Source organism: Arsenicibacter sp. R0_47, from assembly GCF_057652235.1.
Genome location: NZ_JBYFCJ010000023.1, coordinates 1 through 19,772, shown reverse-complemented (window position 1 = coordinate 19,772; position 19,772 = coordinate 1). Strand labels below are relative to the sequence as shown.

The 19,772-nt window shown below is 51.8% G+C and carries 27 protein-coding genes and 1 tRNA gene; 22 read left to right on the top strand and 6 right to left on the bottom strand.

What is annotated here, in order from left to right; translation table 11 throughout:
• Positions 1-58: 58 nt before the first annotated feature.
• Positions 59-697 (top strand): hypothetical protein, encoded by a 639-nt coding sequence (locus tag AC23NW_RS26755; protein ID WP_487453355.1) that lies wholly within the window; start codon positions 59-61, stop codon positions 695-697.
• An 84-nt stretch (positions 698-781) separates the two neighbouring features.
• Here AC23NW_RS26755 and AC23NW_RS26750 read toward each other — a convergent pair whose 3' ends face one another.
• Positions 782-931: a hypothetical protein gene (locus tag AC23NW_RS26750; RefSeq protein ID WP_487453354.1), complete on the bottom strand. Its 150-nt coding sequence runs from the start codon at positions 929-931 to the stop codon at positions 782-784.
• A 125-nt stretch (positions 932-1,056) separates the two neighbouring features.
• Between AC23NW_RS26750 and AC23NW_RS26745 the strand changes: the two genes are divergently transcribed.
• The 13 genes from AC23NW_RS26745 to AC23NW_RS26685 all read left to right on the top strand — a co-directional run bounded on the left by AC23NW_RS26745 (position 1,057) and on the right by AC23NW_RS26685 (position 6,428).
• On the top strand, positions 1,057-1,350 hold the full coding sequence (locus tag AC23NW_RS26745; RefSeq protein WP_487453352.1) for a phage antirepressor N-terminal domain-containing protein: 294 nt from the start codon (positions 1,057-1,059) through the stop codon (positions 1,348-1,350).
• Positions 1,335-1,649, top strand: a complete 315-nt coding sequence (locus tag AC23NW_RS26740) for a hypothetical protein (RefSeq protein ID WP_487453350.1) — start codon at positions 1,335-1,337, stop codon at positions 1,647-1,649. Before AC23NW_RS26745 ends, AC23NW_RS26740 begins: the two co-directional genes overlap by 16 nt.
• Positions 1,650-1,731: 82 nt before the next feature.
• A complete protein-coding gene (locus AC23NW_RS26735; protein WP_487453349.1) occupies positions 1,732-2,013 on the top strand; it encodes a hypothetical protein in 282 nt (93 codons plus the stop codon).
• Positions 2,014-2,040: 27 nt separating this feature from the next.
• The gene (locus AC23NW_RS26730; RefSeq protein WP_487453348.1) at positions 2,041-2,373 is read left to right on the top strand and encodes a hypothetical protein; all 333 of its coding nucleotides are present in this window, start codon (positions 2,041-2,043) and stop codon (positions 2,371-2,373) included.
• A gap of 78 nt (positions 2,374-2,451) precedes the next feature.
• Positions 2,452-2,724: a hypothetical protein gene (locus AC23NW_RS26725; RefSeq protein ID WP_487453346.1), complete on the top strand. Its 273-nt coding sequence runs from the start codon at positions 2,452-2,454 to the stop codon at positions 2,722-2,724.
• A 144-nt stretch (positions 2,725-2,868) separates the two neighbouring features.
• Positions 2,869-3,447 (top strand): recombinase family protein, encoded by a 579-nt coding sequence (locus AC23NW_RS26720; protein ID WP_487453345.1) that lies wholly within the window; start codon positions 2,869-2,871, stop codon positions 3,445-3,447.
• 2 nt (positions 3,448-3,449) lie between these two features.
• The gene (locus tag AC23NW_RS26715; RefSeq protein WP_487453343.1) at positions 3,450-3,824 is read left to right on the top strand and encodes a DUF3307 domain-containing protein; all 375 of its coding nucleotides are present in this window, start codon (positions 3,450-3,452) and stop codon (positions 3,822-3,824) included.
• Between the two features lie 100 nt (positions 3,825-3,924).
• Positions 3,925-4,293 carry a hypothetical protein gene (locus tag AC23NW_RS26710; RefSeq protein ID WP_487453341.1) on the top strand — a complete coding sequence of 123 codons (369 nt, stop codon included), beginning with the start codon at positions 3,925-3,927 and terminating at the stop codon, positions 4,291-4,293.
• Between the two features lie 12 nt (positions 4,294-4,305).
• Positions 4,306-4,494, top strand: a complete 189-nt coding sequence (locus AC23NW_RS26705) for a hypothetical protein (protein WP_487453339.1) — start codon at positions 4,306-4,308, stop codon at positions 4,492-4,494.
• A 2-nt stretch (positions 4,495-4,496) separates the two neighbouring features.
• A complete protein-coding gene (locus AC23NW_RS26700; protein ID WP_487453338.1) occupies positions 4,497-4,814 on the top strand; it encodes a hypothetical protein in 318 nt (105 codons plus the stop codon).
• Positions 4,815-4,970: 156 nt separating this feature from the next.
• Positions 4,971-5,417, top strand: coding sequence for a hypothetical protein (locus AC23NW_RS26695; protein WP_487453336.1), 447 nt, complete (start codon positions 4,971-4,973; stop codon positions 5,415-5,417).
• A gap of 293 nt (positions 5,418-5,710) precedes the next feature.
• The gene (locus AC23NW_RS26690; RefSeq protein WP_487453335.1) at positions 5,711-5,875 is read left to right on the top strand and encodes a hypothetical protein; all 165 of its coding nucleotides are present in this window, start codon (positions 5,711-5,713) and stop codon (positions 5,873-5,875) included.
• The gene (locus tag AC23NW_RS26685; RefSeq protein WP_487453334.1) at positions 5,838-6,428 is read left to right on the top strand and encodes an N-acetyltransferase; all 591 of its coding nucleotides are present in this window, start codon (positions 5,838-5,840) and stop codon (positions 6,426-6,428) included. The genes AC23NW_RS26690 and AC23NW_RS26685 overlap by 38 nt, the downstream gene beginning before the upstream one ends.
• Before the next feature lie 26 nt (positions 6,429-6,454).
• Here AC23NW_RS26685 and AC23NW_RS26680 read toward each other — a convergent pair whose 3' ends face one another.
• Both AC23NW_RS26680 and AC23NW_RS26675 read right to left on the bottom strand, forming a co-directional pair.
• The gene (locus tag AC23NW_RS26680; RefSeq protein WP_487453332.1) at positions 6,455-7,738 is read right to left on the bottom strand and encodes a hypothetical protein; all 1,284 of its coding nucleotides are present in this window, start codon (positions 7,736-7,738) and stop codon (positions 6,455-6,457) included.
• A 216-nt stretch (positions 7,739-7,954) separates the two neighbouring features.
• Positions 7,955-8,042 (bottom strand) — tRNA-Ser (locus tag AC23NW_RS26675).
• A gap of 122 nt (positions 8,043-8,164) precedes the next feature.
• On the opposite strand from AC23NW_RS26675, the gene purL reads away from it, so the two are divergent.
• Complete coding sequence (gene purL, locus AC23NW_RS26670; protein WP_487453331.1) at positions 8,165-10,438, top strand: phosphoribosylformylglycinamidine synthase subunit PurL; 2,274 nt, start codon at positions 8,165-8,167, stop codon at positions 10,436-10,438.
• 345 nt (positions 10,439-10,783) lie between these two features.
• Positions 10,784-11,341, top strand: a complete 558-nt coding sequence (locus AC23NW_RS26665) for a Uma2 family endonuclease (RefSeq protein ID WP_487453330.1) — start codon at positions 10,784-10,786, stop codon at positions 11,339-11,341.
• Between the two features lie 225 nt (positions 11,342-11,566).
• Here AC23NW_RS26665 and AC23NW_RS26660 read toward each other — a convergent pair whose 3' ends face one another.
• Positions 11,567-12,643, bottom strand: coding sequence for a DNA/RNA non-specific endonuclease (locus AC23NW_RS26660; RefSeq protein WP_487453329.1), 1,077 nt, complete (start codon positions 12,641-12,643; stop codon positions 11,567-11,569).
• An 81-nt stretch (positions 12,644-12,724) separates the two neighbouring features.
• On the opposite strand from AC23NW_RS26660, the gene AC23NW_RS26655 reads away from it, so the two are divergent.
• Positions 12,725-13,957 (top strand): BaiN/RdsA family NAD(P)/FAD-dependent oxidoreductase, encoded by a 1,233-nt coding sequence (locus AC23NW_RS26655; RefSeq protein WP_487453327.1) that lies wholly within the window; start codon positions 12,725-12,727, stop codon positions 13,955-13,957.
• On the opposite strand, the gene AC23NW_RS26650 is transcribed toward AC23NW_RS26655, so the two are convergent.
• Positions 13,954-14,823, bottom strand: a complete 870-nt coding sequence (locus AC23NW_RS26650; RefSeq protein ID WP_487453326.1) for an AraC family transcriptional regulator — start codon at positions 14,821-14,823, stop codon at positions 13,954-13,956. The genes AC23NW_RS26655 and AC23NW_RS26650 overlap by 4 nt on opposite strands.
• 147 nt (positions 14,824-14,970) lie before the next feature.
• Between AC23NW_RS26650 and AC23NW_RS26645 the strand changes: the two genes are divergently transcribed.
• Positions 14,971-15,777 carry a phytanoyl-CoA dioxygenase family protein gene (locus AC23NW_RS26645; RefSeq protein ID WP_487453324.1) on the top strand — a complete coding sequence of 269 codons (807 nt, stop codon included), beginning with the start codon at positions 14,971-14,973 and terminating at the stop codon, positions 15,775-15,777.
• Positions 15,778-15,826: 49 nt separating this feature from the next.
• Positions 15,827-16,642, top strand: coding sequence for a purine-nucleoside phosphorylase (locus tag AC23NW_RS26640; protein ID WP_487453322.1), 816 nt, complete (start codon positions 15,827-15,829; stop codon positions 16,640-16,642).
• Here AC23NW_RS26640 and AC23NW_RS26635 read toward each other — a convergent pair.
• Entirely contained in the window at positions 16,637-16,963 is a 327-nt protein-coding gene (locus AC23NW_RS26635; protein WP_293839780.1) for a tetratricopeptide repeat protein, read from the bottom strand. The two genes, AC23NW_RS26640 and AC23NW_RS26635, sit on opposite strands and share 6 nt — an antisense overlap.
• A gap of 161 nt (positions 16,964-17,124) precedes the next feature.
• Here AC23NW_RS26635 and AC23NW_RS26630 point away from each other — a divergent pair, with 161 nt between their 5' ends.
• The 3 genes from AC23NW_RS26630 (at position 17,125) to AC23NW_RS26620 (ending at position 19,673) form a co-directional block, all read left to right on the top strand.
• The gene (locus AC23NW_RS26630) at positions 17,125-17,862 is read left to right on the top strand and encodes an electron transfer flavoprotein subunit beta/FixA family protein (RefSeq protein ID WP_293839783.1); all 738 of its coding nucleotides are present in this window, start codon (positions 17,125-17,127) and stop codon (positions 17,860-17,862) included.
• A 25-nt stretch (positions 17,863-17,887) separates the two neighbouring features.
• Positions 17,888-18,850 carry an electron transfer flavoprotein subunit alpha/FixB family protein gene (locus AC23NW_RS26625; protein WP_487453319.1) on the top strand — a complete coding sequence of 321 codons (963 nt, stop codon included), beginning with the start codon at positions 17,888-17,890 and terminating at the stop codon, positions 18,848-18,850.
• Between the two features lie 220 nt (positions 18,851-19,070).
• A complete protein-coding gene (locus AC23NW_RS26620) occupies positions 19,071-19,673 on the top strand; it encodes a bifunctional nuclease family protein (protein ID WP_293839789.1) in 603 nt (200 codons plus the stop codon).
• The last annotated feature ends 99 nt before the right edge of the window (positions 19,674-19,772 follow it).

Here is a 19,772-nt window from a genome sequence, read left to right as displayed (position 1 = left end):
ACCGGTATTTACTGTTAAGATGTTAATATGTACTTTGCCGGCTAAACCAATTACACCAATGAAAAACACACTACTCCTTTTTTCGGTGCTGACCCTGATGGCCGGCTGCCTGCCTCCGGTCCGATATAGCATCCGGACATCCGATCCCTTCACTAATGTAATTACATCTTCTACTGTCGAGGGTGGCTGGGAAGAAGAAGACCTGGCATACCGCAGGTTAATGTCTGCCGGACTACCGGCGGGTTCTCCGGCAGTAAAGACATTACCAAAAACATATTCAGTCAGAATTACGCAGGACGAAAACAGCCCGTTTATCCTTCATGTTGAGCGGCGTGTGGCCCGTGATTACGATGTGCCGGAGAGTGCCCGCATCCTGCTTAAACTGGCCAGTAACAAAATTATTGCCTTACCTGTCCGGCGCAGCTGGCACACCCATGACGGCTTTATGCGGGTTTCAGCCGAGCTTACCCCGGCCAACGTCACGGATCTGCTGCTGTCAACCATTAACTTTATCAGGGTCGAGCCGGTAACGATGAATGAGGAACCTACTACCTTTTATGATGTGCCGTATTCCTATACCAGTGGTTGGGAGTTAAAAACCGGACTTCGGGAAATATATGCAAGCCAGTTTGATGACCGGCCGTGGGAGAAAAAGGCAGTACAGGAAACCAAGCCGCCGAAGAAAAAGAAAAAATAGATTCAGCTCAGCTGTACTAATGAAAAACCCCCGCCCTAAACAAGGCGGGGGTTTGTTATTAGTACATTACAATTATAACTGACTTTATTTCTCGACCTCACTGATACCCTTCCGGATAATCTCATAGTACAGGTCTTTAAGACTTATCTTTTCGCCCTTTCTTTCCCGGTCAAGCTGGATCTGCTTTGCTTTCAAATGTAAATCTTCTGGTATATCGAGGTTAACCTTTGCCATAGTTCTAACTGTTAATTAATGCTACAAAAGTATTATGAAAAATATTTATTCCTAACATTAGGAATATTAATTCCTGTTATTAATATTTGCTACAATTATTAACACATATAACTAACATTACAACTATGACAACAGAGATCATTGGTTTTCACGAAACAATGTTAGCCTGTCAAAAAGAACAGGATGTGATCTGGGTAGCGGTTAAACCGATCTGTGAAGCGATTGGTGTAGATAGTCAAACGCAGTATAATCAGATAAAAAAGCACCCGATACTTAATCGCGCACATAGCCTACGCTATATACACGACTCAGCAAATCGCCGTCAGGAGATGCTTTGCCTTCGGTTAGACTATATATACCAGGATGGCTTTTTAAAATTGACATTGAACGGACAAAACCGGAAGTGCAGCCTATTTTGATGCGGTTTCAGGAAGAATGCTATAGTGTCCTATATAATCACTTCTTTGGCAATGGCAGTACCATGCGGCATGATGCCCTACGGGAGTGGGAGATTATCCGCGACATCAAGCAGACGGACATAACGATCCGAAACGAAATGAAAAAGCGAAAGCTGCTACAAACAGAGCTGAAGAATATTCAGAACCGGAGGGCGCATACCTATCATAAGGAACCGCTCCACGAAGATGCCGAAGATCCGCGGGAGACCCAGCGTTTTCTGAAGCAGGCCCATCAGGCACTTGAATTACCGCTTAATTAATATGGCTAACAAAAAGAAGCCCGGCTGTAGCGAGCAGCCGGGCCAAACCCAAAAATCAGTTGTACCACAAACTTCGAGTTTTATGCAAGATACAAAACCATCTCCGGTTCTGGTTACCAACCCCTACACAAATTCGGTTATTGACGTACTGCCTATATTCGCCATGCTTGATCAGATGGACGGCCCCGTCGGTAGTATGCAGAGCATTGTCAGCCGGCTCGACGAAGCCATCCGGCAATTCAATCTGCTGATCAATGCCGAGCCGCTGCCGAACTGGGAGCAGATACGGGCCGGCGTTAATTACGATCTGTACTCACTGCGCGATGCCTTTGCCAAAATGAATGAATACAGTAAGGGGAAGTAAATCACGTTTAACTCTTAATAAAACTTTATGAAGACAATTAAGTCAGTTTCGGTTTTGCCTGTCAATGGCCTGTACGCTGCCTACAAAGACGAAGATTCATACTGGAAAAGTCCCGTCATTGGTGTGGCCTGTGTTCATGTTGTTGATGAAGATAAAAGTCATAGTATCGCCTTTGTACCGATTGATCTAGCTGATTTGCGGGACACCTTTCTGACTCTGAATGATGACGGGCATGAACTTCAGCTTCCTACAAATTTCCTTGGCTTATTGCACGACGGTACTGCCATTGACCTGACGACCGAAGAGATGATTACGCTGGGCATTGTCCCAAAACAAACCACCGCTGAGGATCCTTTTTAGCTGTCAAGGAAATAAACTAGTCATAGGTAAAATGCCCGGTTCAGATTGAGCCGGGTTTTTCATTTAAACACTTACTTCATGAGCGCAGAAAACTTACCCATTACTATACTGTCGGTTCTCGAAGACCTGAAGCGTCCGCTGTTGATACACGGAATACAGATTGACCATTTTTATTATGAAGAAGACTGCCTGTCTCTGATTATATATAGAGACGGCCGGAAGTACATCATCGATATTCATACTTCCGGAGAAATTGCATACGTCATAAAAGAGGGCCGGCAGTTCAGAGCCTGGGATCTGGGTAAAGATTCCGTACAGACAATAACCGATCATATTATCGGTAACAAATAGCCGGATATGCTTTGTACAGAAAAACCCTCGGTTTCCTGTACCCGGGCCATTGAATACGAAGTCGGCCCGTTTCCGTTCATAAAATGCGTTCAGTATTCTAAATTCAGCAAATGCCCCGAAAGCGGGGTTTTCTGAACGCATATTATGAAAATCGGATACGCACGGGTCTCCACCGAAGACCAGCACCTGGATCTCCAGTTGTCGTCACTCACCGCCGCCGGCTGCGAAAAGATTTATCAGGAAAAAATCAGCGGGGCCAAAACCGACCGGCCCGAACTGGCCCGCCTGCTGGAGCACATCCGTCAGGGTGATGAGGTGATCGTCTGGAAGCTCGACCGGCTGGGCCGCTCACTGCCGCACCTGGTTGAGCTGGTCACCCGGTTCGCCGACCGCGGAGTAGCCTTTACCAGCCTTCAGGAAAAGATCGATACCAGCTCGCCGTCAGGCAAACTGATCTTTCATATTTTCTGCTCACTGGCCGAGTTTGAGCGGGAGCTGATCCGCGAGCGGACCAATGCCGGCATTAAGGCAGCCAGAGAGCAGGGCCGCGTCGGTGGCCGGCCGAAGGGACTCTCGCCGGCGGCGGAGAAAACGGCGAAGACAGCCGAGGCACTTTACCGGGCCAATCAACACATCCAGGAGATTGCCCGCCAGCTGGGCAAATCAAAGGTTACTATTTATAAATACCTGCGATCGCGCGGGATTGAATTTCAGGAACAGTAACTATGGGCACTGCCCTATTCATCGGACTACTGCTGCACTTTGTCGGTGACTACCTGCTTCAGAATGACTGGATCGCCGATCGCAAAACCCGTCAGACAATTCCCTGCCTGATCCACTGCGCCCTTTATACGCTACCCTTCTCGGTGCTGCTCTACAATACGCCGGGCATGTGGATCATCTTCATCTCGCACTTTCTGATCGACCGTTTCCGGCTGGCAGTGCTCTGGATCCGGCTGATTAACTGGAACTGGCATGGCACTAATTCCGGATTTACCGACAGTAAGCCGGCGTATCTGTCGGTGTGGCTACTGATCATTACAGATAACACGTTTCATGTGCTGTTCAACTCGCTGGCCATCATACTGGCCTACCTTTAAAGAACAACGCCCTGTCTCAAGCCGTACAGGGCGTTCGGTATTTCTGCAAACGTTGCTTTTACGCAACTTAACCTACTAACCGTAACCTGTACTATTTGTTATGCGCAGATCTGCAAAACTGAATATACCGGCTGAAATTGATCCGAAAGCCAGACTTTTCGCGGAGGTAACTACCCGGCTGCTCAGAAGTATTATGCCGGACACAGAACTAAGAATTGACGCCGACCCAATTACGTTGCAGCCAAACAGCTGCTTTGTGGTGTTTCACCGGTCACGTAAAAACGACATCCAGTTTGCCCGCATGTTCCACATAGCGGAATTTGAATACACGAACATGCCCGTCGCTTTTATCTATGACTATGCTGCACATTACCTGAGAGAACAATTCCGTGAAGCACTGGAAAAGAGACTCATCCGGCCGGATCTCTATGATTTCGCTGTCCGGTGTCTGACAGCATTCCGCATTTAACCCCATGCAACCATGAAAGAGATCAACCCGAGGGCACGCTTTGAGCCCGAAGAACCTGACCGGATTAACGCCGATGAAGCCAGACTTCGCTGGAACGAAGAAACCTGGCGGATTGCCAGAGAGCAGCGCGTATCAATACCCGATGCGGAGCAGATCCTGTTTGACCGCTGGCGGGAATTTCAAAGAGTTTTACACACGTAACTATGACCAGGCTGGAAGAGATTCAAATCAAACGGGAATTCTACAAAAAGCTCACGAAAAAGCTGGAGCGGATTGCTCAGGGCGAACTGACGCTTACCGATTACATGGCCGAGGTGGGCGAAAAACTGGAGCAGCTTGACAGTGATCTCATGGAAATGATTACACGGCAGATGCAGCTCGATCAGGAAAATAACCGGCCGCTCAGGATACAGATCAGCACGAACGGCAATGAATGGCAGACCTACGAACTGCCTCCGGACCCAAACAATGGAGGTATTCGCTTCGTTTGCCGGCGGGCAAATAATACTCAGGGGCAATAAACCGGTACCCCCCCGCCTACATGTGCCGCCAAATCACGTAAAGGAATCAACCGGCCGGAGAGCCGCTATATTTACTCCCTAATGTTTTATTACGGTGGGATAGGATCCCGGTTGCCCGCAGAGGGGCGGCCGGGACTTTTTTTGTATGTTCGGGCCATGATTGAGGTGATAGATCAGTTCGAACGCACGCCCGGGCGCTGGCATCCGGATGTGATGAAAAGCGGGCATGACTGGGAGACGGTGCTGGTGGAACTGCGGCAGGCGATCCTGCATATCCGGACGGATCCGTTCCGGGTGACGGTAAGGGTGAAGGGCGACCGGCTGGCCGGTATGAAGCTGGAGGTGATCTGCGCGAATCCGGTTGTCCGGCAGCGGGTGATCGACAAACTACTGCCAGTGGTGACCCCGAAGCAGGAGCCGCGCCCGCAGTCGCAGCGGGATGGCCAGCTGGCTGCCTACCGGCAGGATCGGCGGGTGATCTCACTGACCCAAAAGATTGATGAGCTTGACCGGCCTGATCTGACAAGGGAGGAACAAAACAGGCTGGCAATGTTTATCCGGATACTGAATGACCTGAAGGACCGGGAATACCCTGACCTGTAAGCCTCAAAAAATATTTTCAAACTATTTTAAATGCTCTCCGGCACCCAACGAGTGTAAAAAAATACAATGCAATTTCTTACACTGCAACCACCGCTAACGCGCGCGATCCTTAATATATAGCTACACAAAAAACAGCTGTTTTAAAGTTCTTATAAAAATCTATCTTCCCTGGAATAATACAACGTCTGAATGAGCAGAGGCATGCCTGTCAAACGGAATAGTACAAGACTGGTAAACTAAAGTTCAAATCCAAATGTTATATTTGTATTGCAATCAAACAATCAAGATACAGCATGGCCAGACCAATTAAAGAAACTCCGATCCTTGAGGGTCAGGATGCGGCCCGCTTTTTAAAAGAAGTTGAGGCCGGTCAAAATAAAAAGGCATCGACTGCAGAACAGAAACGCATGAGCGCAAACTTTGACCGCTTTAAGTCCGTTGTCAAGTTCAATATTTAATAGACCAGACCTTCAGATCATTCGTCTTACGCAGCAACATGAAATAAAACCATTTGACTGCGGAGACAGTGATTTGAATGAGTTTCTTCTCAAAGATGCAAAAGACTACCAAGCATCACTCCTTGCTGTTACTTACTTACTAGAGACATCAGAAGAAACACTAGCATTTTACAGTCTGCTAAACGATAAAATCAATCTGATTTCTCTAAAGGAAAACAAGACTGAACTAAACCGTTTTATGCGGCCAATTCCAAACCCCAAACGGACCCATACTTCATATCCCTCTATGAAAATAGGGCGTATTGGAGTCAGTAATACTGCTGCTGGGCAAGGGGTTGGCAGTTTTTTAGTTGACTCTCTCAAGCAGCTTTTTGTTAGGAATAATCGTACTGGGTGTCGATTCATTACAGTTGATGCCTATAACAAAGAAGATACATTGAGATTTTACAAAAAAAATAAATTCAAGTTTTTAACAGAGAGCGACAAAGACGATTTTACCAGATTAATGTACTTCGATTTAAAAACCGTTGTTACAAGCGATACATTACAATAAAGCCCGGCAGTCCCGGGCTTACTCATTTACGCGGCTTTAGGTGGGTGGATATCATTCCATGAGGTTAGCAGGTTGCGGATCCGGTTGCGGCGCGGCCGCACATAGTGGCGCAGGCGTTTAGTGGTGGTCAGCCCCAGCAGCTGGGCCACATCCTCGATCGGGACCATCAGCTCGTTGAGCGCCATATCGGCGAAGGTTTTCCGCGAGATCTTGGTGCTCAGCCCCGGCGGCAGGCCGACGTGCGCGGCAATGATTTTGAGGTGATCGTTGCGCCGCTGGTTCGATTTGGACGGGAGCTTTGCCAGATCCGAGCCGTATTTTTTATAAATGGCCACCGCCGGCTCCAGCAGCTTGACAAAAAACGGCTTTTTGGTTTTTCCCCGCCGGCCCTGGAGCCAGTACTCACCCTTCTCTTCCTCAATAGTGTATTTTTTGGAGGTATAATCGGCATGGTGCATGCCGGTAAAACAGTTAAAGACAAACGAATCCCGCTCCCGGTCCAGGGCAATGGCCGACTTTTCGGGCAGGCCCAGGGCAAAGAAATCAAAGTCGATCAGCCGCTGGAGCTGCTCATGGGTCAGGTGGGTCGTATCCGGATCTTCGTCGTCGGCCTCGATCACGTAGCCCGCCAGCGGATTACGCTTAATGTACTTTCTGGAATCGTTTGCCGCCCACTTTAGCACGGCGCGGAGGTGCTTGAGGTGTTTTTCGACGTGTGAATACTTGAAAACCCGCCCTTCCAGCAGAAAATCCATCAGGGTATCCGCCTGCTTTTCGGTGATGGAGCTTGCCGGCAGCTGGTCCTTTTTAATGGATTTGAGCCAGTCGGTGATGTTCTTCACGTAATTCTCCTGAATATCGACCGTTGACTGGCTGAGCTTACCCCGCGGCACCCTGGCCCGCTGGGCTTCCAGATGCAGATCTGCCAGATCAGAGAATGTGAAAATCAACCGGCGGGTAACGGTTTTGGTAATGGTTTTGCCCTTCACCTGAATCTGCACCTGCTCTTTTACCACGTCGTGATCCAGGCAGCGGGACTTGATGAGCGCGGCCGTCACGTCGAGGCCTTCGTCATGCAGGGCGCGTTCGATATCCCATATACGATCGGATATCCGCTTGAGGCGCATGTTCTGTTCCTTTGCCCAGACGCTGCTGCCGGCGATGTGCTGGGCGGTGCGGTCCCACTGCTCGGGAGTGCAGGTGATGTGTGTGGATCCGATTTCTTCCCGTTCGCCCTTATAGGTTACGCGGGCCTGAATGGTGCCGGACTTGCCGTCCTTTTTTTTACGGTACCAGAAGAGGAGTGACATTTGAGAAATGTTGTACATCGGGTGTCGGAATTATTAATAAATGAAAAAACCGACACGAATAAATATCCTAAGTGTAACCTTTTGATCAGAATGTAACCTGACGTGTTACCGGGCAGTAACGACGCTGATAATGAGGGCAGTTTGAGAAGGGCATAAAAACAAAAATGCCACGTCGTGAAACGTGGCATTGTCAAAACCTAGGGCTTTAGCGCCTTTTGGCAGAGAGAGAGGGATTCGAACCCCCGGACCTGTTACAGTCAATGGTTTTCAAGACCACCGCGATCGACCACTCCGCCATCTCTCTGTGTCGTGGTTTGTGGGTGCAAAGATATAGCGATTTTTAAGGCTTGTCAATACCTGAGCAAAAAAAAATGCCTTTTTCTGCGCAAAAGCCGTACTTTTGCACCACGGAAAAACAATTAATTCGTGGAAGCTACCAATCATTTGCCCGTCGATTCTCCGAACACAGGTTCACTCCCTACTGTTGACGTTGCCCGCAAACTGGGCTTATTACCAGACGAATACGACCGTATTTGCGACATCCTGGGCCGCAAACCCAACTTTACCGAACTCAGTATCTTCTCGGTAATGTGGTCGGAACACTGCTCGTATAAAAATTCAATCGTCTGGCTGAAAACGTTGCCGCGCGACTCCGAGCGCATGCTCGCTAAAGCCGGTGAAGAGAACGCCGGACTCGTTGACATCGGTGACGGACTGGCCTGCTCGTTCAAAATTGAATCGCATAACCACCCCTCGGCCCTCGAACCGTATCAGGGCGCAGCAACGGGTGTGGGCGGTATTAACCGCGATATCTTTACGATGGGCGCCCGCCCGATCGCTCAGCTCAACTCGCTCCGCTTCGGTAATATCGACCTCCCGAAAACCAAACGCCTCCTGCGCGGGGTCGTCAAAGGCATCGGTGACTATGGCAATGCCTTTGGTATTCCGACGGTAGGCGGTGAAATCTATTTCGACGACTGCTACAATACCAACCCGCTCGTGAACGCCTTCTCGGCCGGTATTGTGGAGGTGGGCAAAGTAGCCAAAGCAACCTCGCACGGGGTCGGAAACCCTGTCTTCATCGTCGGCTCGGCCACCGGTAAAGATGGTATCCACGGCGCTACCTTTGCTTCGGAAGACATTACCGAGAAATCAACCGAGAAACTGCCGGCGGTGCAGGTGGGTGACCCGTTCATGGAGAAACTGCTCCTGGAAGCTACCCTCGAAATCATCGCGTCGGGCCACGTTATCGGTATTCAGGACATGGGTGCCGCCGGTATTATCTGCTCTACATCTGAAATGAGTGCTAAGGAAGGCTTCGGAATGGATGTCAACCTTGACCTCGTACCGACGCGTCAGGTGAACATGCAGCCGTTTGAGATTCTGTTGTCAGAGTCGCAGGAGCGGATGCTGGTGGTGGTGCAGAAAGGTAAAGAAGACGTTATTCAGCAAATTTTCGATAAGTGGGATCTGCACTGCGCCCAGATCGGTACCGTTACCGATACCGGCCGTCTGCATTTCTACCGCTGGGGTCAGCTGGTTGCCGATGTACCGGCGCATGACCTCGTACTGGGCGGCGGTGCACCGCAATACCACCGCGAATACCGCGAGCCTGCCTACATCAGCGAATTTGCGAAATTCGATATCAATACTGTAGCCGACGTAACCGCCGGTGAAATCAAAACAGTTGCCGAACACCTGTTGTCGCACCCGAACATCTGCTCACGGAAGTGGGTATATGAGCAGTACGACTCAATGGTAGGCACGGCTAACCGCAGCACCAACGCGCCTTCGGATGCGGCTGTGGTACGCGTGAAAGGCGCCGGTCTGCCGCAAACCGATAAATCAATCGTTATTACGGTCGACTGTAACAGCCGGTACGTAAACGCAAACCCGAACACAGGTGCGCAGATCGCGGTGGCCGAAGCAGCCCGTAACATCGTTTGTACAGGTGGTGAGCCGCTGGCGGTGACCAATAACCTGAACTTCGGGAACCCATACGTGCCGGAAGTCTACTGGCACTTTGTGGAAGCCGTTAAAGGCATGGGTGCAGCCTGCCTGCGCTTCGAAACACCGGTAACGGGCGGTAATGTGAGTTTCTACAACCAAAGCTCTGATGATGGTCCGGTATTCCCGACGCCAACCATCGGTATGCTGGGTCTGATGGAAAATCCGGACAACCGCATGACGCTGAACTTCGGTCAGGCGGGCGATGCGATCTACCTGATCGGATCAACCAAAAACGATATCGCGTCGTCGGAATACCTGTACTCGTTCCGTGGCGTAAAAGCGTCTCCGGCCCCTGCGTTCGACATCGAAGAGGAAGTAGCGGTGCAGGCGGCTGTGAAGCAGGTAATCAAAGACAAACTGGTCGTTTCGGCCCACGATTTGTCAGACGGTGGCTTGTTCATCACCCTGGCCGAATCGGCGATGGCGGGTAACGTTGGTTTCTCGGTTACTACCGAAGCCGGTCTGCGTACGGATGCGTTCCTGTTCGGCGAAAACCAGAGCCGTGTGGTGGTTTCGGTATCGGCCGGTCAGCAAGCGGCGTTCGAAGCGGCTCTGTCGGCCAGCGGCGTTGCCTTCAGCCAGCTGGGCGAGGTTACCACAGGCGACTTCGTAATCGACGGCACAACGCTGATGACCGTTGCGGATGCCAAAGCGGTTTACGACAATGCACTGGGTACTAAAATGAGCTGATTCAGCTTTTAGCCATAACCAGTTACGGGACGGTTGCGCAGGTTTCTGCCGCAGCCGTCCCGTAATTTTTTATTCGTTTGCCAATCCGGCACAAAGTTCTTATTTATATAACGCTATATACCTCTTTGTGATCTATGTGCCTATGTGGTAAGTCAAAAAATCTACTCATAATCAACACATTACTTAAAATATACGATATAGTGATGACAGCACTTTGAGTGGTACCGCCACTAATTTCGCGCGTTAACCAAATATTATTTTGTCCCATACCTGAACATAAGCCCTTGTCAATTGCGTTATATGTTTAGTTTTGCTGTTAAAGTACAACAAAACATAAATATAGTCATGAACGATACATTAACACCGGTACTAACCAGTACCGAATATAAGGCGTTTCAGCCCAACGACGGGCTGCGTTACGATTTCCACAACGGTGAACTGATTGCCCTGGCGTCTGAATCACACCTGCACGAAAAGCAGGTGAAACGCGTGGCCGACGCCCTCGAAACCGAATCCGGTTTACGGCGCTGCACCGTTTTCCATACACACACGAAAATCGAAACACAGGCCGACGTCACCTACCTGCATGCCGATGTGTCGGTAACCTGCAATTTTCTGGAGTTTAAAAGCGGTAACCCGATTATGCGGCAACCGCGCATGCTGGCCGAAGTCGTAACCGCCGACTCACGCGACCGCGACCGGGGCTTTAAATGGCAACAGTACCAGCAGGTTATTTCGCTGTGGTACTGTCTGTTTGTTGATCCCGAAAACAAAACAATTGATGTGTACACAAAAGACACCGGCAGCGGTGCCTGGCATTGCCGCACCTACCGGCAACCCGACGAACTCATTCCGTTCGACCGGTTTGAAATGGCCATTCCAGTGAAGAACTTCCTGGTGTAGGGCATGGGGCGTAGAGCTGAGGGCAGGGGGCGTAGGGCGTAGAGCTGAGGGCAGGGGGCTGAGGGCAGGGAGCAGGGAGCAGGGAGCAGGAAGTACATTGATACCCTCTGCTCTAAGCGCTTCGCCCTAAGCCCTCTGCCCTACACCCCTTCGCCCTAAGCTCTTTTCTCTAAGCCCTCTGCCCTACACCCCTTCGCCCTAAGCTCTTTTCCCTAAGCTCTCTGCTTAATAAAACCATTCAGCCACCGTCTTTTTCGGCGGGGCGCTTTCCAGCTTTTTCTGTAGATCGTCCGGAATTTTGGGGAAGAAATTGATACCCGTCCGGCGCTCTACCTCATCGACCGTAACCACAAACGACTGTAACCGCTCGTCGGAACCTTCATTTTTCAGCAGAAAGGCAATCATCCGGATGTCGGGGGCATTGCAGTAGAGCAGCACTTTGTAGTAATACGCCGGCACGGCCACTTCATTCTGCTTGCCAATGGTCGGCAGACCCGGCGTCAATACCGGTCCGGTTACCACATAAACGCCCTTATCACGGAAGGCCCACGACCGCACCTGCTCTTCCAGCGACTTCCAGATGCCCCGGTTAAACTGCGGCGCCTGCGGGCTCATGTTACTCATATAAAACGATTCCCGCATCATACGCTGCGAAAACTTGAAATCACCCGCGGGGGCAAGGTGTCCGCGGTCATAACCCGATTTTGAATAGTCAGCCGGTACGGCCGAGCCTGACGACACCGCCGGATCGGGCATAAACTGCTCGTGGGAACGGTCGGCATCGCCCGTAATTTCATAGGCCAGCAACGGATAAGCTACCCAGTCGGCTTGTTTGTACTGGTCTTTAAACCGCAGGGTATAGCCCTCATGCCGCACAATTTCATCGGATGCCTTAAACCCGGGCAAGGCAAAGTCAACCTCTTTTTCAAACGCAAACCGGTTGTTGCCCGACTCCGATTTACCGGCTTTCCTGGTCGCCTCCGGATTGTTCGGTGCATTGTCTTCGGTTTTAGCGTCGGGTGCAGCATTATCGGATGCCGATGAACGGTCGTCAGACGCGACATCTTCGTCGGGTTCAGGGGCTTTATACGGGTTATGGCCCTGCTTGCTTTTTTTCGACGGCCCCAGCCCGATGATCTGCTTCACATCGTTCCAGAAAGCTACTACCGGTTTCGTTTTTCCGCCATAATGCAGGAACAATCCGACCAGGAAAAAGAAAAATAACAGGACTAACGTATTCCCCCGCAGCCGGAAACCGCGGCGATGATACGAATTTGTGCGAAATTTGGGTTTGAAAAACATATCGGCAAAGTTAAGAGATTCAGCATTCGGAGCTATTTCCAGCCATTGAAACTCAAAAACGCCGGGATTGATTAAGACAGTATGTCACAATTACATATCGTGGTAATCGGTGGTGGCGCAGCCGGTTTTTTCGGAGCGATTACTGCCGCCGAAACGTTTCCGGATGCCCGCGTAACGATACTGGAAAAAAACCGGTCAGTGCTCGGCAAAGTCCGGGTTTCGGGCGGGGGGCGTTGCAATGTCACCCATGCGTGTTTCGATAACAAAGTGTTTATCAAGCACTACCCGCGCGGCGACCGCTGGCTGCGTCCGTTACTCAATACATTCGATGCCGCTGCTACCGTGCGCTGGTTTGAGTCGAAGGGCGTGCCGTTGAAAACGGAGGCCGACGGGCGTATGTTCCCGACGACCGATTCGTCGGAAACCATTATCGACTGCCTGCTCGACGCGGCCGAAGACCTGCGCATCCGGATCGAAACGAGCTGCGGGGTAAGCCGGCTGATTCCGCCGGCGTCCGGTGAAAACCGCTGGGGCATCGACCTGCTTTCGGGCGAGTCGCTGTGGGCCGACCGCATTCTGCTGGCAACGGGCGGCTATCCGCAGGCAAGCTCCTACGGCTGGATGCCCGACCAGGCCGAGCCGCTGGTGCTACCGGTCCCGTCGCTGTTTACGTTTAACACGCCCGGCAACCCGCTCCTGCCCCTGGCGGGGGTTGCGGTGCAGCATGCCCGCGTGCAGATCGTGGATACCAAACAGGAGCAAACCGGCCCCCTGCTCATTACGCACTGGGGTTTCAGCGGCCCCGCCGTGCTGCGGCTGTCGGCGTGGGGTGCCCGCGAACTGGCCGACCGGAATTACTCGTTTACCCTACGCATCAACTGGCTTCCGGATCTGAACGAGCAGCAACTGCGCGACGGTTTCAATCAGTTCCGGCAGCATCACCCTAAAAAACAGGTAACATCGCAGAACCCGTTCGGACTGCCCAACCGCCTGTGGCTGGCCTTCACAGAACTGGCAGGCATGGACCCGAACGTCCGCTGGGCCGAATTGCCGAGCAAAGTGCAGAACAAACTGATGGACCAGCTATCGAACAGCCGGTTTCCGGTCTCGGGTAAAAGCACGTTCAAGGATGAATTTGTGACCTGCGGCGGTGTGGCGCTCGGTAGCCTGAACCCGCAAACGCTGGAAAGCAAAGCCCATAAAGGATTATTTTTCGCCGGTGAAGTGCTGGATGTCGACGGCATTACGGGCGGATTTAATTTTCAGAATGCCTGGACCACCGGCCATATTGCCGGCAAACACATCGGGCTTTAAGGTAACCTCCGCTGACCGGCCATTTTCTTCCGGTAGGTCAGCGGAGACATTTGTTTGTGCTTTCTGAACACCCGGTTAAAATACGGTACATCGCCGAAACCGGCGTCAAACACAATGGCCTGAATCGGCAGATCTGTTTCCGTCAGCAGCTGCGTGGCATAGTGGATACGCATGTCGATCAGTAACTCCACCAGTGTCTTCTGCGTTACGCTCTTGATGTAGCGGCAAAAGGCCGTCGGGCTCATGTTAGCAACTCCGGCAACGTCGCGGAGCGTAACCTCTTCCCGGAAATGCGCAATCAGGTAGGCGAATACCCGCTGGAACCGCGCTGTCTCATGCTGGCTGTAGGCGTGATTGGCAAACATACTGTCAATTGGCTTCAGCCCGGTACTGGTGCTGAGCCTGTCCAGCAGCGAGAAAAGCCCCGTTAACCGTTCCAGCGGAGTTTTGTCGATCAGCGCCATCATAGCCGGCGCTAACCAGTCCTTGTCGGCCGCGCCGGGCTGCAACCCCGACCGCGCCCGCTGCAACAGCTTTCTGACCTGCCGGAACTCGGGCGCACTAAAGAAATCAATCCCGTTGATTTGCTCCCCGAACTGAATTACCACGGCTTCACACACCGCCTCATCGCCACGGTCGCGGCTAAGCCAGCAATGCGGCAGGTCAGGCCCGAGCAGTACCAGATCCCCCGGCCCGAACGAAGCGATCTGCTTACCGACAAAACGCTGCCCCTCTCCCTGCACAATCAGCGTCAGTTCATATTCCGGATGAAAATGATAAGGCGCCGTAAAGCCCGGCACCGTAAACCGGCGGGCCAGAAACGAATGGTCTCCGGACGTTGTCAGATGTTCGAATACAGCACGCATAGGTTAACCGGCTTAGCGCCCACTATATTAGCATTTCTTCACATTCTGTTAATCTATACAGCTAATATAAGACAATAATCCGCTAATTGGCTCCAAACCATCCCGCCGCTTATCCGCCAACTTTGTCACTATAAATCAGTTCTGTGTATGACAACGACTTTGTTAGAAGCCCCTTTTACCGTGTCGGCCGACGCCATCGAATTTTACCGGAAATACCGGTATATCAAACTGAAGGATGTGCTGGATGCGGAAACCCTTGCTTACTATGGTGCCGCCATTGAACAGAAGGTAGCCGAACTCAACCGGGAGCATCAGCCGCTGGATCAGCGAGATACCTACGGAAAAGCGTTTTTACAGGTGTTTAACCTCTGGCTGCAGGACGACCGCTGCAAGGAATTTGTGCTGAGTAAGCGGCTAGGGCAGATTGCGGCCGCGCTGATGCAGACCGACGGCGTGCGGTTGTACCACGACCAGGCGCTTTTCAAGGAAGCGGGCGGCGGCATAACGCCCTGGCATGCCGACCAATACTACTGGCCGCTGGCGACCGACAAAACCATCACCGCCTGGATTCCCCTCCAGCCGGTACCGCTTGAGATGGGTCCGCTTGAGTTCAGCGCCGGTAGCCATGCCATTGTCGAAGGCCGCGACCTGTCGATCAGCGACGACAGCGAAACCAGCATACAGCAACGCCTGCGGGTTACCGACTTCCGCCATGTTATCGAACCCTATGCTCTTGGCGAGGTCAGTTTTCACTCCGGCTGGGTTTTTCACCGGGCGGGTGCCAACCAGACCAATCAGGTTCGTAAAGTAATGACGATCATCTACATGGACAAAGACATGGTGCTGAAAGAGCCTGAAAATGAGAACCAACGCAAGGACTGGCAGAAGTGGTGCACCGGTGCGCAGGTCGGGCAGGTTATTGATACGCCGTTAAATCCGGTTATCTACGCATAGAAGCAACCGGGAAATCCGTATTTTCGGGCTTCATCCGACTCAAAACCGCATGCTCGAAGCCATACAGGAAGCCACCCGCTTCATTCAGTCAAAAACCAACATTCAGCCGGCTATCGGCATTATTCTGGGTACCGGCCTCGGAGCGCTTGCCAATGAAGTGGCCGTCGAAACGGTTATCCCTTACGAGGAGATTCCGCACTTTCCGTTATCTACGGTCGAATTTCACTCCGGTAAGTTATTGCTCGGTACGCTGGGCGGTAAGCCGGTTGTGGTGATGCAGGGCCGGTTTCATTTTTACGAAGGATACAGCATGCAGCAGATCACGTTTCCGGTGCGGGTCATGAAATGGCTGGGCGTCGAAACGCTGCTGGTGTCCAACGCGTCGGGCGGTATGAATCCGGCCTTTAAAGCCAGCGACCTGATGATCATCGACGATCACATCAGCCTGCTGCTGCCGCAGAATCCGTTCACGGGCCGGAACCCACCCGAATTCGGCGACCGCTTCCCCGATATGAGCGATCCCTACGACAAGGCGCTGATCCGGCAAGCCGAAGCTATTGCCGCCCAACACGGCATCCTCCTGCAAAAAGGGGTGTATGTCAGCGTGACCGGCCCGCAGCTCGAAACCCGGGCCGAATACCGGATGCTGCGGCAATGGGGGGCTGATGCCGTCGGGATGTCAACGGTTCCCGAAGTGATGGTGGCCCATCAGATGGGTATGCGCGTGTTTGGTTGCTCGGTCATCACCGACATGGGTATTCCCGAAACTCTGGTCAAAGCCGACATTGCCCACATTCTGGCGGCGGCGGCCAAAGCCGAACCCCAACTGACCCTGTTGATTAAGGAACTGGTCAGAACGTTATAAATCTTCTTCATCACGCATGGCCTGCTGCGCGCGCTTCAGCTCCTGAAACGTTTTTTCGTTTCCCTGCTGACGCGCTAGCTGAAGGCCCATGTCGTACAGCATATCCGCTTTCTGAATCTCCCCCTGTTCAACATATAAGGCGGCGGCATGGTAATACGTCGCCAGATACCCCGGATGCTCCGTCAGCAGTTTCTCCAGGTAATGCAGCGCCTGGCCAGGGTCCGCACGCATGTATTCCATTGCCAGCGCGTAAACATTAAACGGCTCACCGGGTTCTTCCTGTACAAATTGAAGTAATTGTTGGATACGATCGGTATTCATAGTTGCTAAAAAATTAGTATGCATGCATACGATTGTTGAATTCGATTTGTAAATTAGCCGCAAAATAGCGGATAGCGGACAGGACACCTTGCGCTACGGTTAATTTAACCCGCAACAACTGCCGGTCCCTTATCTGCTCAACTACAAAACCTCAAAGAAGCATGAAAATCTTAGTATGCGTGACGAGCGTGCCGGACACGACAACTAAAATCACATTCACCGACAATAATACCAGGTTCAACAAGGCCGGCGTGCAGTTTATCACCGGCCCTTACGACGACTACGCGCTGGCGCGGGCCGTTGAGCTGAAAGAGAAACTTGGTGGTACGGTAACCGTTCTGAACGTCGGCAGCGCCGATTCGGACCCTGTCATCCGCAAGTGCCTGGCCATTGGTGCCGACGATGCCATCCGGGTAGATGCCGAGCCGACGGATGCCTTTTTCGTGGCCGAGCAGATTGCCGCCATTGCGAAGCAAAACAGCTACGACCTGATTCTGATGGGTCGTGAATCCATTGATTATAATGGCGGTCAGGTGCACGGTATCGTGGGCGAACTGCTGGGTATGCCGTCGATTTCGCCGGTTATGCAGCTGGACATCGATGGTTCAACCGCGAAGCTGACCCGCGAAATCGAAGGTGGTAAGCAGGAGCTGGAAGCGCAGCTGCCATTGATTCTGGGCTGTCAGGAACCGATTGCCGAGTGGAAAATACCAAACATGCGGGGCATTATGACGGCACGGACAAAACCGCTGAACGTAATTCCGCCGGCCGGCAATGATACCTTAACGCAGGTAGTCGGCTATGAATTACCACCGGCCCGTGGTTCGGTAAAAATGATTCCGGCCGAGGAAGCCGAAACGCTGATCCGGTTACTGCGGACCGAAGCCAAAGTCATTTAATCAACCCTGTTAAACCCCATTAACTATGTCAGTATTAATTTTTGCCGAATTAGACGAAGGCAAACTGAAAGGCTCCTCAAAGGAGGCAATATATTATGGTTCAAAAGTAGCCGAAAGCCTGGGCACTGCCGCTACGGCAATTGTGATCGGTCAGGCTGATAGCGCAGAGCTGGCTGCTGCCGGCCGTTTCGGGGCAGCTAAGGTCCTGCATGCTGCCGACAGCAAGCTGACCGAAGCTAACGGCATGGCCTACGCCAGCGTGGTAGCGGCGGCGGCACAGCAGGAAGGATCGACGGTTGTGGTACTGGCTAAATCATCGCTGGGTGACGCCATGGCGGCCCGTCTGGCCGGAAAACTGCGGGCTGGTCTGGCCGCAAACGTGGTTGATTTGCCAAACTTATCAAACGGTTTCCGTGTAAAACGGAGCATTTATACCGGAAAAGCCTTTGCTGAAACCGAACTGACGGCGGACAAAAAAATTCTGGCCATCAAGAAAAATACAATCACGCCGGAAGAAAAAGATGCCACCGCCAACGTGGAAGCGTTCAGCCCGGCGCTGAACGACAGCGACTTTGTGCTGAAGGTAACGAACACCGAAAAAGCGACCGGTGACGTACTTTTGCCTGAGGCTGACCTTGTTGTGTCGGCAGGCCGTGGCCTGAAAGGTCCCGAAAACTGGGGTATCGTTGAGGATCTGGCCAAGGCGCTGGGTGCGGCAACGGCTTGTTCAAAACCGGTTTCTGACCTCGACTGGCGGCCTCACCACGAACACGTGGGCCAGACAGGGATTAAAATCAGCCCGAATCTCTACATCGCAGCGGGTATTTCGGGCGCGATTCAACATCTCGCCGGTGTGAACTCCTCGAAGGTAATTGTCGTTATCAACAAAGACCCTGAGGCACCCTTCTTTAAGTCGGCCGACTACGGGATTGTCGGTGATGTATTCGATATTCTGCCACGGCTGACTAAAGCAGTGAAGGCCTTGTAACAACGCGCATAGTTGCGTTGTTACAGCAATACAATATCCTGCAATGTATCCTGTCTGATATGTTGCAGGATATTGCCTGTTATCAGGGGGTAGGTCAGGCGTTTTCGCGACCCGTTATCCTTGCGAAATGAGTTGAAAAATGTTGCCCGATCAGGCGTAATATATTGCTTGATTGAGACGCAAGCTGTTGCGTCTCTACTAAAATTGTTAATTTCGCGCTGTGGAAAAAATTAAGCTTGAAATATTAGGTTTGTCACCCAGCCAGTCGCAGTCGGGTTCGTTTGCACTGGTTTTGGGCGAGGAATATGGCAATCGACGCTTGCCGATTATTATTGGTATGTTTGAAGCCCAGGCAATTGCCATTGAAATTGAAAAGATTGCGCCTAATCGCCCGATGACGCACGATCTTTTCAAGCAATTTGCAGAGAAGTTCAAATTTACGGTTCGTGAGATCGTCATTTCTGACCTGCGTGAAGGCATTTTCTACGCACGGATTGTCTGTTCGGACGGTGTCCGGGAGACGGTTATTGACGCCCGCCCTTCTGATGCCATTGCCATCGGTATCCGGTTTAGTGTACCGATCTATACCTACGAAACCATTTTATCGGAAGCCGGTATTACGGCCAGTTCGTCAGAAGAGGACGAAGAAGATAAACCGGAAGAACTCGTCCGTTCTTCGTCGGGACGTCCGCAACGCGGATTCAGCGAACAGCTGAAAGATATGACGGTCGACGAGCTGCAACGGATGCTCGACGATGCCCTTGCTAACGAAGAATATGAACGCGCCGCTAAAATCCGCGACGAAATCAGCCATCGGAATTAATGATCTAATCTATACATTTGTAAACATGAGTCATCCCGAATTTTGGGTTTGACAAAAAAGTGAAAACCTCCTGAACTTTGTGGTCGCCAAACTACAAGA

Bases quoted from the DNA above. Each gene is read 5' to 3' on its own strand.
- AC23NW_RS26680 (WP_487453332.1), bottom strand. From the start codon at position 7,738: ATGTCACTCCTCTTCTGGTACCGTAAAAAAAAGGACGGCAAGTCCGGC.
- AC23NW_RS26700 (WP_487453338.1), top strand. From the start codon at position 4,497: ATGACCAGGCTGGAAGAGATTCAAATCAAACGGGAATTCTACAAAAAG.
- AC23NW_RS26690 (WP_487453335.1), top strand. From the start codon at position 5,711: ATGGCCAGACCAATTAAAGAAACTCCGATCCTTGAGGGTCAGGATGCG.
- AC23NW_RS26705 (WP_487453339.1), top strand. From the start codon at position 4,306: ATGAAAGAGATCAACCCGAGGGCACGCTTTGAGCCCGAAGAACCTGAC.
- AC23NW_RS26710 (WP_487453341.1), top strand. From the start codon at position 3,925: ATGCGCAGATCTGCAAAACTGAATATACCGGCTGAAATTGATCCGAAA.
- AC23NW_RS26655 (WP_487453327.1), top strand. From the start codon at position 12,725: ATGTCACAATTACATATCGTGGTAATCGGTGGTGGCGCAGCCGGTTTT.
- AC23NW_RS26730 (WP_487453348.1), top strand. From the start codon at position 2,041: ATGAAGACAATTAAGTCAGTTTCGGTTTTGCCTGTCAATGGCCTGTAC.
- AC23NW_RS26625 (WP_487453319.1), top strand. From the start codon at position 17,888: ATGTCAGTATTAATTTTTGCCGAATTAGACGAAGGCAAACTGAAAGGC.
- AC23NW_RS26745 (WP_487453352.1), top strand. From the start codon at position 1,057: ATGACAACAGAGATCATTGGTTTTCACGAAACAATGTTAGCCTGTCAA.
- AC23NW_RS26695 (WP_487453336.1), top strand. From the start codon at position 4,971: ATGATTGAGGTGATAGATCAGTTCGAACGCACGCCCGGGCGCTGGCAT.
- AC23NW_RS26645 (WP_487453324.1), top strand. From the start codon at position 14,971: ATGACAACGACTTTGTTAGAAGCCCCTTTTACCGTGTCGGCCGACGCC.
- AC23NW_RS26735 (WP_487453349.1), top strand. From the start codon at position 1,732: ATGCAAGATACAAAACCATCTCCGGTTCTGGTTACCAACCCCTACACA.
- AC23NW_RS26665 (WP_487453330.1), top strand. From the start codon at position 10,784: ATGAACGATACATTAACACCGGTACTAACCAGTACCGAATATAAGGCG.
- AC23NW_RS26725 (WP_487453346.1), top strand. From the start codon at position 2,452: ATGAGCGCAGAAAACTTACCCATTACTATACTGTCGGTTCTCGAAGAC.
- AC23NW_RS26755 (WP_487453355.1), top strand. From the start codon at position 59: ATGAAAAACACACTACTCCTTTTTTCGGTGCTGACCCTGATGGCCGGC.
- AC23NW_RS26715 (WP_487453343.1), top strand. From the start codon at position 3,450: ATGGGCACTGCCCTATTCATCGGACTACTGCTGCACTTTGTCGGTGAC.
- AC23NW_RS26750 (WP_487453354.1), bottom strand. From the start codon at position 931: ATGGCAAAGGTTAACCTCGATATACCAGAAGATTTACATTTGAAAGCA.
- AC23NW_RS26640 (WP_487453322.1), top strand. From the start codon at position 15,827: ATGCTCGAAGCCATACAGGAAGCCACCCGCTTCATTCAGTCAAAAACC.
- AC23NW_RS26650 (WP_487453326.1), bottom strand. From the start codon at position 14,823: ATGCGTGCTGTATTCGAACATCTGACAACGTCCGGAGACCATTCGTTT.
- AC23NW_RS26635 (WP_293839780.1), bottom strand. From the start codon at position 16,963: ATGAATACCGATCGTATCCAACAATTACTTCAATTTGTACAGGAAGAA.
- AC23NW_RS26720 (WP_487453345.1), top strand. From the start codon at position 2,869: ATGAAAATCGGATACGCACGGGTCTCCACCGAAGACCAGCACCTGGAT.
- AC23NW_RS26630 (WP_293839783.1), top strand. From the start codon at position 17,125: ATGAAAATCTTAGTATGCGTGACGAGCGTGCCGGACACGACAACTAAA.
- AC23NW_RS26660 (WP_487453329.1), bottom strand. From the start codon at position 12,643: ATGTTTTTCAAACCCAAATTTCGCACAAATTCGTATCATCGCCGCGGT.